This is a genomic window from Chitinophagales bacterium (assembly GCA_040877935.1).
Classification (GTDB): Bacteria; Bacteroidota; Bacteroidia; order Chitinophagales; family CAIOSU01; genus JBBDNB01.
Window position 1 is genome coordinate 1 of sequence record JBBDNB010000039.1, and the last position, 16418, is coordinate 16418.

At 38.6% G+C, this 16418-nt stretch carries 17 protein-coding genes; 7 read left to right on the top strand and 10 right to left on the bottom strand.

Annotated elements, in window-relative coordinates; all coding sequences use genetic code 11:
* Positions 1–226: 226 nt before the first annotated feature.
* The 5 genes from WD048_09065 (at position 227) to WD048_09085 (ending at position 4698) form a co-directional block, all read left to right on the top strand.
* Positions 227–532, top strand: a complete 306-nt coding sequence (locus WD048_09065; GenBank protein ID MEX0812355.1) for a hypothetical protein — start codon at positions 227–229, stop codon at positions 530–532.
* The gene (locus WD048_09070) at positions 456–1214 is read left to right on the top strand and encodes a T9SS type A sorting domain-containing protein (protein MEX0812356.1); all 759 of its coding nucleotides are present in this window, start codon (positions 456–458) and stop codon (positions 1212–1214) included. The genes WD048_09065 and WD048_09070 overlap by 77 nt, the downstream gene beginning before the upstream one ends.
* Before the next feature lie 64 nt (positions 1215–1278).
* Positions 1279–1680 carry a GxxExxY protein gene (locus WD048_09075; protein MEX0812357.1) on the top strand — a complete coding sequence of 134 codons (402 nt, stop codon included), beginning with the start codon at positions 1279–1281 and terminating at the stop codon, positions 1678–1680.
* 209 nt (positions 1681–1889) lie between these two features.
* Entirely contained in the window at positions 1890–3791 is a 1902-nt protein-coding gene (locus WD048_09080) for a T9SS type A sorting domain-containing protein (protein ID MEX0812358.1), read from the top strand.
* Between the two features lie 310 nt (positions 3792–4101).
* Positions 4102–4698, top strand: a complete 597-nt coding sequence (locus WD048_09085) for a Crp/Fnr family transcriptional regulator (GenBank protein ID MEX0812359.1) — start codon at positions 4102–4104, stop codon at positions 4696–4698.
* Positions 4699–4710: 12 nt separating this feature from the next.
* Here the strand turns inward: WD048_09085 and WD048_09090 are convergent, their stop codons facing one another.
* From WD048_09090 to WD048_09135, 10 genes are all read right to left on the bottom strand, one after another.
* Complete coding sequence (locus WD048_09090) at positions 4711–5724, bottom strand: SDR family NAD(P)-dependent oxidoreductase (GenBank protein MEX0812360.1); 1014 nt, start codon at positions 5722–5724, stop codon at positions 4711–4713.
* Positions 5725–5726: 2 nt separating this feature from the next.
* Complete coding sequence (locus WD048_09095; GenBank protein ID MEX0812361.1) at positions 5727–6845, bottom strand: anhydro-N-acetylmuramic acid kinase; 1119 nt, start codon at positions 6843–6845, stop codon at positions 5727–5729.
* A gap of 732 nt (positions 6846–7577) precedes the next feature.
* On the bottom strand, positions 7578–8936 hold the full coding sequence (gene accC / locus WD048_09100; GenBank protein MEX0812362.1) for an acetyl-CoA carboxylase biotin carboxylase subunit: 1359 nt from the start codon (positions 8934–8936) through the stop codon (positions 7578–7580).
* A gap of 13 nt (positions 8937–8949) precedes the next feature.
* Positions 8950–9471: an acetyl-CoA carboxylase biotin carboxyl carrier protein gene (gene accB, locus WD048_09105; protein MEX0812363.1), complete on the bottom strand. Its 522-nt coding sequence runs from the start codon at positions 9469–9471 to the stop codon at positions 8950–8952.
* Between the two features lie 2 nt (positions 9472–9473).
* On the bottom strand, positions 9474–10040 hold the full coding sequence (efp, locus tag WD048_09110; protein MEX0812364.1) for an elongation factor P: 567 nt from the start codon (positions 10038–10040) through the stop codon (positions 9474–9476).
* Positions 10041–10080: 40 nt separating this feature from the next.
* Positions 10081–11082, bottom strand: a complete 1002-nt coding sequence (locus tag WD048_09115) for a beta-ketoacyl-ACP synthase III (protein MEX0812365.1) — start codon at positions 11080–11082, stop codon at positions 10081–10083.
* A 59-nt stretch (positions 11083–11141) separates the two neighbouring features.
* Entirely contained in the window at positions 11142–11333 is a 192-nt protein-coding gene (rpmF, locus tag WD048_09120; GenBank protein ID MEX0812366.1) for a 50S ribosomal protein L32, read from the bottom strand.
* Between the two features lie 7 nt (positions 11334–11340).
* Entirely contained in the window at positions 11341–11886 is a 546-nt protein-coding gene (locus WD048_09125) for a DUF177 domain-containing protein (protein ID MEX0812367.1), read from the bottom strand.
* Between the two features lie 57 nt (positions 11887–11943).
* Positions 11944–13011 (bottom strand): 4-hydroxythreonine-4-phosphate dehydrogenase PdxA, encoded by a 1068-nt coding sequence (pdxA, locus tag WD048_09130; GenBank protein ID MEX0812368.1) that lies wholly within the window; start codon positions 13009–13011, stop codon positions 11944–11946.
* Positions 13012–13013: 2 nt separating this feature from the next.
* Positions 13014–14432 (bottom strand): leucyl aminopeptidase family protein, encoded by a 1419-nt coding sequence (locus WD048_09135; GenBank protein MEX0812369.1) that lies wholly within the window; start codon positions 14430–14432, stop codon positions 13014–13016.
* 277 nt (positions 14433–14709) lie between these two features.
* Here WD048_09135 and rsmA point away from each other — a divergent pair, with 277 nt between their 5' ends.
* Both rsmA and WD048_09145 read left to right on the top strand, forming a co-directional pair.
* Entirely contained in the window at positions 14710–15480 is a 771-nt protein-coding gene (gene rsmA, locus WD048_09140) for a 16S rRNA (adenine(1518)-N(6)/adenine(1519)-N(6))-dimethyltransferase RsmA (GenBank protein ID MEX0812370.1), read from the top strand.
* On the top strand, positions 15477–16406 hold the full coding sequence (locus tag WD048_09145) for an NAD(P)-dependent oxidoreductase (protein ID MEX0812371.1): 930 nt from the start codon (positions 15477–15479) through the stop codon (positions 16404–16406). The genes rsmA and WD048_09145 overlap by 4 nt, the downstream gene beginning before the upstream one ends.
* Positions 16407–16418: the final 12 nt, after the last annotated feature.

The following is a 16418-nucleotide window of genomic DNA, read 5'->3' on the forward strand; positions in this document are numbered from 1 at the left end:
AAATTAGCAGCAGCTTTTGTTTCTCTCATTTTTTAACCCTTGATTCGCATTAATAGTAAAATTTGACACTTTAGGTGAAGTTTTATGGAGCGGTACATATGGGCCTGCTAATGGATATAGTGAGGCAAGTCAAATAATAGAAACAAAAGATGGTGGATATGCCTTAATTGGACATACAAAAAAAAATGATCCTCAGGGAGATTACTATCTAATAAAAACCGATAGTTTGGGGAGTTTACAGTGGGAAAAGACATATGGAGGAAGTGGAAGAGAGGTTGGTTTATCATTGGATGTAAATAGTGAGAACGAGTTTTTACTATGCGGTGCAAGCCAGAGTTTTAATTCTGATCAAAGTGGTTACTACCTTAAAGTTGATAGCTTAGGTAATATAATTTATGATAAAACCTATGGTACTCAAGGCCTTGATGCAGCAGCAAATTTAACAAAATTAAAGAATGATGGATTTTTACTATGGGGGGCTGGACACACTCATAAACAATACAGAATGGCAATGGGCAGAATTCATCGCTAAATTTGATACATCCGGAAATATTATATGGCGTACTTTTTTAAGCAAAAGACAAAGACATAATATTTGGCAAGTAAGGGAGATGCCCGATGGCAGCATTGTTTTTATAGGCGAGGCTGTCTATCAGGGCGTAAATGAAGATGCAGGCTGGATAGGCAAGCTGGATGCCAATGGAAACCTGCTTTGGGAAAGGTTCCATATATATAAGGAAAGGGACTTTTTTCGAAGACGGGCAATATTCAGAGGTGACTTCCAGCAAACCGAGGATGGAGGCTATATAGTAGCAGGAATAGTCTGGCGTCAGGAAGATACTACCCAATCAACTGCCTATAATACCATGACATGGTTAGTAAAATTAGACAGCATGGGCTGCCTCAATGGGGATTGTGGCATTCCTGTAGGGGTGAATGAGGTTCCTGCTCCAGGGAAAAATGATGTTGAGATTCTGGTGTATCCCAATCCTGTAAATGATATTTTGTATATAGAAACAACATCCCAAAACCCAAACAAGTCTGCTTACAATAGGCAAGTCCAAAATATCCAAATCATTGACCTCAACGGAAGAAATGTAATCCATACCAAACAAAGCCCCATCAACACCAGCGAGCTTTCACAGGGCATTTATTTCTACCAGGTGGAGATGATTGGCGGTGAAGTGGTGCGGGGGAAGTTTGTGAAAAAATAATATTATTTCTTAAATTGTCAGAATCGCAGATTGGTCGGATTATGGGATTGCGCGGATTGTTATTATGGATAAGGAATTGAAATACAAAGACATTACCGAAAAAATAATTGGTGCTTCATTTGAGGTACATAAGTTTCTGGGCAATGGATTTCAAGAAGTGATTTATCAGAGGGCGTTGGCCTATGAAATGTCCCAAAAGGGATTGGAATTCGCTAGGGAAATAGAACAGCAAATTTTTTATAAGGACCTACAGGAACCAATAGGGACAAGACGTGCTGATTTTGTTGTGGAAGGAAAAGTACTGGTTGAGTTAAAAGCCTTAATTCAACTGGAAGATGTTCATTTGGCCCAGGCATTAAACTATCTAAAGGCATACAGGCTCGAAGTCGGGCTATTGATAAATTTTGGTTCAAAAAGCATGACATTCAAGCGTTTAATATTAAGCCCAAAATCTGCGAAATCATGAAATCCGTAAAATTAGTGATTCAGACAATGGACAGTAACCAAACCTGATGTACGATATAGCCAATAGAAGCAGCCAAAAAATAAAGGCACACTGGGGCTAAGCACAATACCTGGGCTTAAACTTGCGCCAGCTATGAGTGTTTAAGTGAAAAATCCTTAACTTATCAGATCATTCCCAATATATACAGGGGGGGGGACAAAACCGGTTATGTGGAATTGAGCAGCGATGAAACAGGATATGTAGAGATATATTCTCCTACAGGGGTATTACTCAATACCGATAAATTATTTGGTGGTGTGAACTCAATTAATCTAGGGGGCTTACAAAAGGTGTATTTATTTATAAAATTATTGTGGACAATGAAGTCAAGACCAATAACAAATTGGTTGTGCTGGAGTAAGTTTATTGTGCTTTTAGTTTTAATACTATTACAAACCTCAACTCATGTATATTCTCAAAAAGAAGATAGAAATTGGTGCTTTGGATATAATGCTGGTATAAGCTTTACAGATATAAATACCCCAATTTCTTTTAAGACTAAATCAAAAAATTTAACAATGTCATCTTCTGTTTCTGACGGTAATGGTGTACTTGAATTTTATGTAACTGCTACGTCTTTACTTTCTCGTAAGTTTCTTTTAAGAGACTCAGACAATACTATAATACCTGGAAGTGATTCATTAAATTTTATTGATAATGGAGCATCGAGCCAAGCAATATTTAAAATAAATGACAGTACTTACTACATTTTACATGTAGGTGAGTATTTAACTCAAAATTGCCCCTATATAAGATGTCTTAACTTGTACTACTCTGTAGTTATTAAAAGTTCAACATATGGTTTTTTTGTGTCAAAGAAAAATATCTCTATTGTAAATGAACCAATAGAAACTAGGTTTACATCAGTTAAACATTCAAATGGAAATGATTGGTGGCTTTATGTACATGGTTTAAAGACTAATAACATTTCATCTACAAATCGATTTTATCGAATCTTATTAAGAAGCGATTCTATTTATATGCCTATTTATCAAGATGTAGGAACGCAACATATTAGCATGAATAGTATTTTTTCTGAAATGACTACTTCTAAAAATGGTAATTTTTTAGCATCATGTATAGATAATCAAAAAACTATAGATTTATTTAAAATCAATAGGTGTGATGGTCAGTTGGAGTTTTTTGATAATGTAACAGCAGATATAAATCCATATAGTTGTGAGTTTTCAAATAATGAGTCTAAATTATATATTACACAAGGAGTAGGTATATATTCAAATACCTTATTTCAGTTAGATTTAGACTCAAAAGATGATTCTCTTTCTAAGTTAAATTTATGGTCAACTACTGATAGTTTGGTTAGGATTGGACAATTACAGATAGGTCCTGATAATAAAATTTATATGTCCTCCGGTTATGGCAACAGCCTCCCCAATTTTCCATATAGTCCATACAATCAAAACCTAAGTGTTATCAATAATCCTGATTCTGCTGGCGTTGCATGTGACTTTCAACCTTTCAGCTTTTATTTAGGTGATAGCTCAAGGGCGCTCTTTGGTCTACCCAACATGCCAAACTACAACCTCGGCCCCACGAGCATCTATGCCGCAGATGCAGGAAATGACACCGTTTTTTGTTCAAATATTTCCAGTGGTATAAAAATAGGCATTGCAAAAGTGGAAAATGTACAGTATTCCTGGTTTCCTTCAACAGGACTGAGTAATACCTCTATAGCCCAACCTATTGCAGCTCCTTCAGAAGATACCTGGTATTACTTAACCTTAACGGACACAACAATAGAATACTCCTGTCAATCCAGAACGGATAGTGTGTTTGTGAAAGTGGAAATCTGTAGTTCAACAGAAGACTTAAACTCTTCTGAATCTAAACTGAGTATTTATCCCAACCCCACTCAAAACATCCTCTACATCAAAAGCACATCACAAAATCACGAAGTAAGAAACATCCACATCATAGACCTCAACGGAAGAAATGTAATCTATACCAAACAAAGCCCCATAAACACCAGTGAGCTTTCACAGGGCATTTATTTCTACCAGGTGGAAATGAGTGGTGGTGAAGTGGTGAGGGGAAAGTTTCTGAAAAATTGAAATGGAACGTACCCGCCCATATAGGGTCGGGCAGGTATAACGCTGATATTTATGATGATCAAAGATAGGTTTCAGCAAAGCTGAAACATAGAATCAGCGAAAACCAGCTCAATCTGCGTCATCAGTGTTCTACAACATGAAGCCCAAAATCAGCGAAATCAATAAATCCATAGAATCCGTGATCCAGACAATGGCAGCACCCAGAAAGCCGTGGTGTACGATATAGCCAATAGAAGCAGCCAAAATATAAAGGCACTTGGGCTAAGCGCAATGCCTGATTTTTTCTAAAAATCATTATATTGAAGAAACTATGGCATCACTTGATCTCAAAGAATTTTCGCGCAAATTTGACTTTCTCAGTCCAGAGGATATTGGCCTGATTATGCAACATGTACATATTGAACAATTAAAAAAAGGGGATTTTTTTATTCGTGCGGGAGAAATGAGCAGGAATATAGCATTGGTGCAGGAAGGCTTGTTGCGTTGCTTTTACATTAAAGAGAACGGGGAAGAAGTCAATGCTTTTTTTCGATGGGAAGGCACTGTTATAGGAGCTTATGAATGTATTATTAAGGAAACGGTTTCTTCGCAATATATTCAGGCCATTGAAGATTGTATATTGATGAGCATGGACTTTTCCAAGCTGGAAAAACTCTATGATGAAAACAGGAATTTGGAGCGCGCTGGAAAAATGCTTTTACAAAACACTTTGTCAGAGGCTTTACAGAAAATAGCTTCATTTATTACTGATAGCCCGGAAACACGCTATATCAAACTTCTGGAAGAGTATCCCGATTTGAACCAGCGTATTCCCAATAAATACATTGCCTCTTTCCTGGGAATTACCCCGGTTTCCCTTAGCCGCATTCGCAGCCGTATTCATAAAAGCAAGTCTGAACTTAAGTAGTACTCCTCAATTTCAATTCAAATCAAGTATTGCAAAATCCTTCCCGGAATCCTGTGCTTCCAGCATTTTTTGAGAAGTTTCCTGAATAACCTTTTCCATAAGCCCAAACTCGTAATTAATAGCGTCTTTTAATTTTTCATTGCTGTAGCCGTAATTTCTTTGTGTCAGTTTTATTGTAGCCCGATTGATAACAGGTTCACTTCCGGTAAACAGGGATTTGATTCTGTCTAATCCCCAGCCGAGATAAATCATAGGGCCGTTTAGGGGAATGGTGGGTGGCTTTTTGCCCATTGCAAGTGCTATTTGAGAAAAAACACTTCTATAGCTCAGGTTGTCGGTATTTACTATAAATCGCTGCCTGTTGATATTACTTTCCATGAGTTCTATAGCGACTTTTGCCACATCGCGTACATCTACATAACCATTGCTGCCTTTGGGATAAAAGGACAGCCCTTCATATACCCGTTGAAAAATTTTCACCGATGAGTCACTCCATTTTCCTGCCCCCAATACAAAAGAGGGGTTGATGATCACTGCGGAAAGCCCTTCTGCCATTCCGCGCCATACTTCCATTTCTGCCAGGTATTTGCTAAATCCATAAGGGGAGTTTGTGCCGTCTTCTTCCCATTGTTGCTCTTCTGTGAGCAACTCATCTGATTTTGCTTTGCCAATGGCTGCTACCGAGCTGACATGCAGCAATTTTTTGACGTTTTTCTCCAAGGCTGTGTTCACAACATTGGCAGTGCCTTCTACATTTACTTTGAAGAGTGCTTTTTCTTTTTGCTTGCTATATGAAACTACTGCCGCAGAATGATAGACTTTTTCAATGCCATCCATTGCTTCAGCAAGCGAGTCAACTTCAAGAATATCTCCTTCAACCCATTCTATCTCATTTTGACTTTCGCCCAAAAGCGAAAGATCACTGGTTTTTCTTTTTAAGGCCCTTACTTCAAATCCTTCTTTCAATAAATAGCGGCACAAATAGGAACCCACAAAACCGGAAGCACCGGTAACCAATACTTTCATACTCAATTAAACTTTAATTTTTTTTCTGTACCCTGGTAAATTGCTCCACCCACGCTATCGGCTTTGGCACCCGTGACTGCACTTAGGCAATTCACCTCATTTCTTACTCTCAAAACCCCCATCAGCGCCATCAATAGTGCTTCTTTAAATTGTATGGTTTCTTCATCTGGGATTATTACTGAAACAGGTGCTTTTTCATCTATCAATTCTATCAGATACTTATTAAGAGCCCCACCGCCTGTGGCGAGCATTTTTTCATCGGTTTTCAGTTCTACGCCTTCATTTTCAGCTATCTGCGCTATTCCCCTGGCAATTTGATGACTGATATGTTCGCTGAGCGTCCGCAGTTTGTCCGGTACAGGATTTTTGTAGCGCGCAACAAGCGGAGCCATTACTTTACTCACCCAACCTCCGCTTAGGCTTTTAGGATAAGCCTTAGCATAGTAATGAGAGAGGTTTAAATCATTGTATAATGGTTCTATAATTTGCCCCGAACGCGCAATATCACCGTCTTTATCAAAGTCAAGGTGCATTTTTCCAGCCAGTTTGTTTAATATCAAATTTACAGGTGTAATATCAAATGCTACTTTTGGTTGTCCATTTTCCTGATAGGTAATATTGGAAATACCTCCCAAGTTAATTAAAAAACGATAGCTGTTAAAAAACAATTGGTCTGCAATAGGGGCTATGGGTGTGCCCTGACCGGTTAAAGCCACATCTATATGCCTGAAATCGGAAATAACCGGTAATCCTGTATGCACCGCAATGGCCGATGGGTCTCCTATTTGAGAGGTGAAACCATTATCGGGCTGATGAAAAATCGTTTGACCATGCGAGGCGATAAAATCAATTTGATCAAAAAGCTGATGTTTTTCAATAAAGGATTTTACAAGTTCCCCAAAATAATGGCCCAAAAATGCATGTGTTTTAATATAAGTGACTGCATTTTGTAACACCAGTTTTTCTAAGCGCAATTTCCATTTTGGAGTAAAAGGGATGGTTTCGGCTATTTTGATTTGATATGACCATGCCCCGTTGTCGTGTACAATTTCACAATAGGCAATGTCCAATCCATCTAAAGAACTCCCCGACATTAATCCAACTACGTTATAAGTTTCCATGATAATGTGTTTTTGCAATAATCCACTCTTAGAAGTATCTCAATTTCAAGAATAATAGTAAATATAGTATTATCTGCTAAACGACAAAATTCAATAGGTTTCTGAGCCTAAGTTTAAAAACATAGGTATAATAACGTATTTTGCTGCTTTCGCAATATAGGAAAGGGTCAATCTAAATAATGTATTTATTTATTCTTGTTTCAATGTTATGTTCCTGGCTTCCATAATACATAAATTCCTTAAACCTATGTAAACATTGAATTTATTGAGATTAAAGCACAATTATTTTTTGAACTTTCAGTAGTACCCCAAATGTAATTTTGCATAAATTATCAGAGAATTTACAATAGAAATATTTCAATAAAATTTTTTAAAAAATACTGAAAAGAATTGTTTTCTTATTTATATGCTTCAACGAGATTGGTGTTTTCACCTATTAATAGAATTTTTTACACGTGATTCCAATGCAGGTAAATTTTCTGGAATTGGAATGGGTGAAAAATCAATTATCAATAGTCCGGTAAATTTTGCCTTGAAAGGATATGCCCAAGACGATAAATGTCTTGGCAGGTCAAGACGACAGTGTCTCGGAAAGCCAAAACGACAAGTGTCTCGGCAAGCCAAAACACATCCTTGTTGATATTTCGCTCTTTCAGGGTTTGTGTTGTTAGCCCTGAAAAGAAATATGAAAAACAAAGGGTGCACAGCCCTTTGTTTATTCTATGTAAGGGTTTAATCTTCCTTTTCGGGAATGGGTGACAGTACAAAACTATCCATAAACTTTGTAGTGAAATTGCCATTTCGGAAGTCTTCATTTTTCATCAACTGCTGATGGAAGGGAATCGTGGTTTTTACTCCCTCAAGAATAAATTCACCCAAAGCTCTTTCCATTTTGGCAATGGCTTCTTCCCTTGTCTTTGCCCGGCAAATGACTTTGGCCAGCATTGAATCGTAAAAAGGCGGAATGGTATATCCGGCATATACATGCGTGTCAACTCTTACACCATGTCCTTTGGGTGTATGGAGATACGTGATTTTTCCGGGACAGGGTTGAAAGTTTTTGAAAGGATCTTCAGCATTGATTCTACATTCTATAGCGTGCATTTGAGGGTAGAAATTCTTTCCGCTTATCTTTTCTCCTGCTGCTATTAAAATTTGCTCTTTTACAAGGTCGTAATCAATTACTTCTTCAGTTACCGGATGTTCTACCTGTATTCGGGTATTCATTTCCATAAAGTAAAATTTCTTGTGCTTATCTACGAGAAATTCTACAGTCCCCAAACTTTCATAATTAATAGCCTTAGCTGCTTTGATTGCGGCCTGTCCCATTTTCTCCCGCAGCTTGTCGTCCATAAAGGGAGATGGGGATTCCTCTACCAGCTTTTGCATTCTGCGCTGAATAGAGCAATCTCGTTCTGAAAGATGTGCTACTGTTCCGTATTGGTCACCGGCAATTTGAATTTCAATATGACGCGGGTCTTCCACAAATTTTTCTACATAAATACCGTCATTGCTGAATGAAGATTTGGCTTCTTTTTTGGCTTTTTCAAATTCTTCTTCAAATTCTCCTTTGCTCCAAACTACCCTAATGCCTTTTCCGCCACCTCCGGCAGTAGCTTTTATAATTACCGGGTAGCCAATGTCTTTTGCGAGCTTGAGTCCGTGTTTGGTGTTTTCTATCAATCCTTCTGAGCCCGGTACTACAGGTACACCAGCATCTATCATTGTTTGCTTGGCGGTGATTTTATCGCCCATTTTTCGGATCATCTCAGAATTGGGGCCAATAAATTTTATCTTGTATTCGGCACAGATATCGGCAAATTCAGCATTTTCAGCTAAAAAGCCATATCCGGGATGAATGGCATCTGCATTGGTGATTTCGGCAGCAGCCATGATATTTGGAATCTGCAAATAGGAAAGCGCACTACTTGCAGGGCCTATACAAACTGCTTCATCTGCAAAACGAACGTGCAAACTTTCCTTATCAGCCGCAGAATAAACTGCTACGGTTTCTATACCCAGCTCTTTGCAGGTTCTGATAATGCGAAGGGCAATTTCTCCCCTATTGGCTATCAGTATTTTTTTGAACATAAAATATGCGGGGTTATAAAGGGTCGATTAAGAATAATTCCTGATCGTATTCTACTGGAGATGCATCTTCCACCAGAATTTTCACGACTTTGCCTTCCACTTCCGATTCAATTTCATTGAACAATTTCATGGCTTCTACAATGCAGGTAACCTGGCCTTTGCTAATAGTATCTCCTACTTTTATAAAAGGTGGCTTATCGGGCGATGCCGAGCGGTAAAATGTGCCAATCATTGGTGATTTAACGGTAATGTAGTTGCTTGAATCAGCAGTTTTCTCGCTTTCTGTTGAAGTGTTTTCTTCTGTTTCTTTTGGAGATTCACTGCTGTTGCTTTTTCCTCCATTACTGTTTGTCTCTGCCGGAGCAGAAGCAACAGGAGTTGTTTGAACAACAGGACTTTGTTGAACTCCTAAGGTTTTGCCTATAAAGTCTTTGGTCTTAAGAGATATTTTAAAGTTGTCCTGCTCAATTTTTAATTCACCGAGATCGGATTTGCTTACAAGTTTTATCAGATCCTGAATTTGTTTGAAGGTCATAGTTATTTTTTTACTCTTTCCACGTAAGATTTTGATTTCGTATCTACTTTGATCAATTCATCCTGATTGACAAAAAGCGGAACATTAATTTCAGCACCGGTTTCTAAAGTAGCCGGTTTTGTAGTGTTAGTAGCAGTATCGCCTTTTACCCCTGGTTCTGAATAGGTGATTTGCAATTCAATAAATTGCGGCAATTCACAAGCCAAAGGAGTTTCTGTTTCTGCATGGTATAATATCTCTACATCCTGTCCCTCTTTTAAAAACTCGGGGCTGTCAATCATGGATTCATTTAGTTGGATTTGCTCATAGTTTTCATTGTTCATAAAATGATAGCCCATATCGTCTTTGTAAAGAAACTGAAATTTTCTGTGCTCAATTCTCGCTGTAGTAATTTTATGGCCTGCCGGAAATGTGTGTTCCAAGCCTTTTCCAGTATTAAGACTTTTGAGCCTTGTCCTTACGAAAGCATTGCCTTTTCCCGGTTTCACATGCTGAAATTCGACAACTTGCCACAAGTCATTGTTCATTTCAATACACAGGCCATTTCGGATATCAGAAGTATTTGCCATTAATTTTTGTTTCAGTAGTTAATGTGAATTTATTTAAAAATTATTTGGAATCATAAGCCCATTTGAGATAAATGGCTCCCCAGGTAAAACCACCGCCAAATGCAGCAAGTATGATTTTATCTCCTTTCTTAAACTTACTTTCCCATTCCCAAAGGCACAGAGGAATAGTGGCATTGGTCGTGTTGCCATAGCGTTCAATATTCACCAAAACTTTTTCATCGGGCAATTCCAGCGCATTTTTTGTAGCATCAATAATTCTTTTATTGGCCTGATGCGGTACCAGCCAGTCGATATCTTCTGATTTCAGATTGTTTCGCTCTAAGATTCTGCGGGAAGCATCGGCCATATGGGTTACGGCAAATTTGAAAACCTGCTTGCCTTCCTGATAGACATAATGCAGTTTGTCATCTACTGTTTGATGGGTAGGGGGCATTTTAGATCCCCCTGCTTTTTGGTGTAGGTGTTCTGCTCCGGCTCCATCGGATTTTAGCCAGAAATCTTTTATTCCCAAATCTGCATCTTCAGATCTTTCCATTAAAACAGCGCCTGCGGCATCTCCAAAGATTACACAGGTTTTGCGGTCTTCATAATCTATAATGGAGGACATTTTGTCGGCACCTACTACTATAATTTTCTTATAAGTACCACACTGAATGAATTGCGAGGCTGTGGAAAGCGCATAAATAAAGCCCGAGCATGCTGCATTCAGATCGAAGCCAAAAGCTTCGCTGAGCCCTGTTTTATCTGCTATAATATTTGCTGAAGCGGGGAAAACCATATCGGGAGTAACCGTGGCACAAATAATCAGGTCGATATCCTTTGGATTGGTTTTGGTTTTTGTAAGCAATTGCCGAACGGCAGGAATGGCCATTTCGGTCATGCCTTTTTGTTTGCCTTTTAGAATTCGTCTTTCCTGGATACCCGTTCTACTCGTGATCCATTCTTCATTGGTTTCTACCAATTCTTCTAATAGCTTGTTGCTCAGACGAAAATCTGGCACAAAACATTCTACACCCTTGATTGCTGCTGTATATTGCTGCATCAGAAATTTTAAACAATTCCTGCTAAAGTAAAAAAGAAACTTGAATCACAAGACAATACCTATTCTTCTACAGGAGTGTCAATAAGTAATTTGCCTTTGTAGTAGAGCTTGCCATCTACTTCATAAGCCTGGTGTCTTTTGTGAGCAGCACCGGTGACTTTGCATGTAACTATGTGAGGCACAGCTGCCTTCACATGGGTTCTTCTTTTGTCTCTTCTTTGTTTGGATATCTTTCTCTTAGGATGTGCCATGATTCCTTTATTTTTTTATTTTTTTTAATGCTGACCATCTCGGGTCTATATCATCATTTTCATTTTGCTCCTCAGAGCCTTTGTCTTTGTGTTTGTTGATATATTTGAGCATATCCGGATTACAGTATTTTGTTTTCCCTGGATTGGGACAAACGCGCTGCAGCGGAATACTCAGCTCTATAAATTCATAGATCAATTGCTTTAGATCAAGATGTGTTTCTTGCCTGTTTATAAAGACAACATCGGGATCTTCGCTTTCTTCATTCTCCTGATCAGTGAGTTTTACAAAGATTTTATACTCATCCAATAATTCCTGGGGATATTGTTCCAAACAGCGATCGCATGCAGTAAGCAAATAGCCCTGAATATTAAACTTGAGCTCGAAATGGCTGCTTTTTTTGTTGAATTCAATATCAACGGCAATATCAGCTTTTTCGACTTCTTCAATATCAACAGTTTCAAAGAACTTTTCCGTAATCTTAAAATCAAAAGTATGAAGACCTTCCTTTAGTCCTACATAGGGGATGCGGTAAATATTATGATCCCTGCTCATGAATTGATTTTATATCAAACGGTCGGCAAAGTTACTAAAACTTAATTTTAATCAAAACTATTTTTCCGCTGTTTTCCTCAAAGGATTGGCAATGCTTTCTTCATAAGCTTTTCTATTCAATACAATATCTCTTGCCAGCAAAATTGCAGCGCGCATAGAATCAGGTGAAGCTTCTCCTTTTCCCGCAATGTCAAATGCTGTTCCATGATCGGGAGAAGTGCGTACGAAAGGCAATCCGGCAGTATAATTCACCCCCTGTCCAAATTCAAGTGTTTTAAAAGCCACAAGTCCCTGATCGTGATACATGGCCAGTACGGCATCAAATTTATTGAAACTCCCTGCGCCCATAAAGCCATCGGCAGGGTAGGGGCCGAATGCCAAAATTCCAGCTTCTTTTGCTTTTTCTATTGCTGGAATGATCTGCTCTTTTTCTTCTTTGCCCAAAAGACCGCCATCTCCTGCATGTGGATTGAGGCCGAAAACAGCAATTTTCGGTTTATGGATGGCGAAATCGCGCTCCAGGGATTTGTTCAGCAGTTCCAGTTTTTTAAGAATTTTCCCTGTGTTGATACTTGCGGCAACTTCTTCGAGAGGGAGATGGTTGCTTTGAAGGCCTATTTTTATTCTGTCGCCAACAAGCAACATCAGAGATTCGCTGACACTAAAATAGTCACTGATATATTCGGTATGTCCGCTGAATTTTTTGTCTTTCAGCTCAATGCTGCTTTTATCAATTGGTGCAGTAACCATTGCATCAATCTGCCCATCTTTCAAATCATTGAGGCAGGCATCTATTGCTTTCAGGGCATTGGCTCCGGCTTGTTTTGAGCTTTGCCCGATATTGACAATAATATTTTCGTCAAACACATCCAGCACATTGATCATTTTTTCCTTTAGTGATTTCTTTTGTTCATCATTTAAAACCTGATGATTGATATGTTCGAGTTGCAAGGCTTTTTTGTGATAACTCATCACTTTGGCAGAGGAATAGAGCAGTGGAGTAACAAATTGATAGATTCTGTTGTCCTGAAAACTTTTTAGGGTTACTTCCGGTGCAATGCTGTTAAAATCACCACCGCTAATCCCGATTTTTACTTTTTTAAAATCATGTTCTTTTCCCTTCATTCCTAATTTGTTCTTTTTGATAAATAGTCAAACAACAACCTTGTTCCCACGCCTGTACCGTTTTTTAATCTGTAGGCATCAGGGCTGTCGAAAAAGGCCATGCTTGCAATGTCAATGTGCATCCAGGGATACTCCGTAAAATACTGAAGAAAAATCCCTGCTGTTATGGCGCCTGCAGATGCTCCACCAACATTTTTTATATCGGCAATATCAGATTGAATCATCTTTTTGTATTCTTCCCAAAGTGGTAATTCTACCAATCGTTCGTGCACATGATTGCCCGATTCCTGCAGTTTTTCTTTCTCTGGTTTAGAACTATTGCCCATAAAAACCACTCCTTCTTTGCCTACAGCACGAGCAGCAGATCCGGTTAATGTGGCAAGGTCAATAACCATTTCAGGGTCATATCTTTTGGCATAGCTCAGTGCATCTGCCAGTAGCATGCGGCCTTCTGCATCTGTATTGAGTACTTCTACACTCATTCCATTATGCATTTTTATTACATCGCCCGGCACGTAGGCATTTAGTCCGGGGCGGTTGTCTGTGGCCGGGATCAGCGCAATCACCCAAAGATCGAGCTTGGCTTTTGCTACACTGTACATTGCTCCTGCAACTGCTGCTGCTCCGCCCATATCACTTTTCATAAAGTCCATGGAATTGGGTGTAGGTTTTAGGCTTAGTCCTCCCGTATCGTAAACTACTCCTTTTCCAACCAGTACAATTGGTTTTTTGTTGAGAGGTTTTTTTGGTTTCCATTCCATTATATTGAAAGTAGGTGGATCTACAGAACCTTTGTTCACTGCCAGCAAACCGCCCATTTTTTCTTTTTCAATGGCGGGCTTGGTCATCACTGTGATTTTGATTTTAAGCGTTTTACCCTTTTCCTTCAGCTCTTTGCTTAAATTTTCAGCGGTGAGATAAGAGAGTGGTTCATTGACTAAATCACGTGCCCAATAGGTGCCCTCTACTATACTTTGAAGTTTAAGCAAGTCATCATCGCTAAAGCAGCTTTTCTCAACAGTAAATGAACTTAGAGAATTGGGTTTTGAAAATGATTTGCCCTGGTATTTTAAAAACTTGTAATTGGCAAGCGCTGCACCCTCTATTGCGTAGAAAACTTCTTGTGAAAGCTTTTTTTCTGCAGAAAAATGCAGGTTTTTTAATTGTTTGGCATTTGCCTGAGCACAAATTTCAGCCCCCGCTCTGCGGATTTTTTCCGGTGTACAGTTTTTATCAATATAAATAAAGAAGTGACAAGCGCCTTTTACTTCACTTAATAAAGTGCTTTTTTCTTTTAATGTTTTGGTATTAAACCAATCTGTTTGTGGGTATTGCTCCAGTAGCTGTATATTGGCCGCATTCAGTAGAATCACCTGATGCGTAGCAGAACTGCCTTCTTTCTTTTTTAACTTAAAATCCATAATATTTTCATTAAGCAGGTAAAGTTAACCCGACTTAAGCGAAACAAACAATTATTGATTGTTTATTATGAACCTGAGTTTGCAAATTCTTTAATGCTCGGTAAATATTGTTTAGAAGCATCGGGTATAATGGTTTAGTGAACTGATTGTTGATTGAAGCTAAAGGTAGGATTACAAAAAAAGATTGATAAACTTTGTGTTTGAGCCATCTGACCAATGTCATCACATAAAATACAATCGAGGTTAAAGATTACATCAGGTATAATAAACTGGACAATTGAGCAAAAGAGCAAAGAAAATATTCGGCCAACATTTTTTAAAAAACAAGGCTATTGTTGAGCAAATTCTTGAGGCTTTTGATCCGGGAGAACTTCCGGTACTTGAAATTGGCCCGGGTATGGGTGTGCTTAGTTTTGATCTGTATGAAAAATACGGAGAGCGATACAAAGCCGTGGAAGTGGATCGCGACATGATTGATTACCTGAAAGGGGAAAACCCTTTCATTGAGAAACATTTGATTCACAAAGACTTTTTGAAGTTGAATTTGCAGGAGATCAGTTCTCAACCTTTCGCAGTAATTGGCAATTTTCCTTATAATATCTCCTCGCAAATCATTTTTAAAATTATAGAATCGGATGTTGAAGTGCCGCTAATTGTAGGAATGTTTCAAAAAGAAATGGCACAGCGGCTTATATCAGGCGAAGGATCTAAAATTTACGGGGTAACCAGTGTTTTAACGGCTTTGTTTTACGAAGGGGAATACCTTTTTGATATTGGCCCTAAAAACTTTGCGCCACCCCCAAAAATCATGTCGGGAGTAATTCGTCTGAAGCGCAAAAATATACTCGGCCCGGGAATGCCTTCCTACAAACAAATTAAAACGGTAGTGAAAATGGCCTTTGGTCAGCGGAGGAAAACCTTGAGGAATAGCTTAAAACCTTTATTGATAGAAAAGTCAGTTGATAGTGATGATGCAGTATTTAATTTAAGGCCGGAGCAGCTTTCGGTTCGCGATTTTATAGCTTTGACTGAAAAATTATACGCATGATCAAAAGGGTGTTGGTGGTAGATAAGGTACATGAATCTCTTTTCGAGGAATTGAAAGGTTTGCCTGTTGAAATGGATTATTTGCCAAATATTACCGCAAAAGAAGCAGAAACAATTATTGGCAAATATCACGGGCTGGTTACCAATAGCAAATTAAAGGTTAACCCTGCATTTCTTGAAAGAGCCACTGTGCTGGAGTTTGCAATTAGGGCTGGTTCAGGAATGGATATTTTTGATTTGGAAGCTGCTGAAAAGAAAGGGGTAAAGTGTTTCAATACACCAGAGGGCAATAAAGATGCTGTAGCAGAACATGCCCTGGGTTTTTTGCTTGTTTTGGTCAACAATATCTGCAAAGCCAATACTGAGGTGCGCAATGGAATATGGAAAAGAGAAGAAAATCGAGGAAGGGAATTGAGTGAAATGACTGCCGGAATTATTGGCTATGGCAACAACGGCAGTGCATTTGCTCAAAGGTTAAGGGCAATGGGGTGCAGGGTCTTGGCCTATGACAAATACAAATCGGGATATGCAGAAACGGGGATAGAAGAAGTTGGTTTAGAAGAGATTTATGAGCAGGCGGATATCCTCAGTTTACATATTCCGCTTACAGAAGAAACAAAATTTTTAGTTAATTTGGCTTTTATTGAACGATTTAAGCGGAAAATTTACTTAATTAATTGTTCAAGGGGAAAAATAGTGTCCATATCAGCCTTAAAGAAAGCTTTTGAAAAGGGATTGCTTTCAGGTGCAGCATTAGATGTTTTGGAAAATGAAAAAATGGATCAGCTCACTGCTCAGCAGGCAAGTGATTTAAAAAGTTTATTTTCTGAAAACACCATTTTTACACCGCATATAGCAGGTTGGACGCATGAGTCAAAAAGGAAGATTTCGGAATTAATAGCAGCAAGGATAAAGAGGCTACTTTAAGCAGGGCTTAAG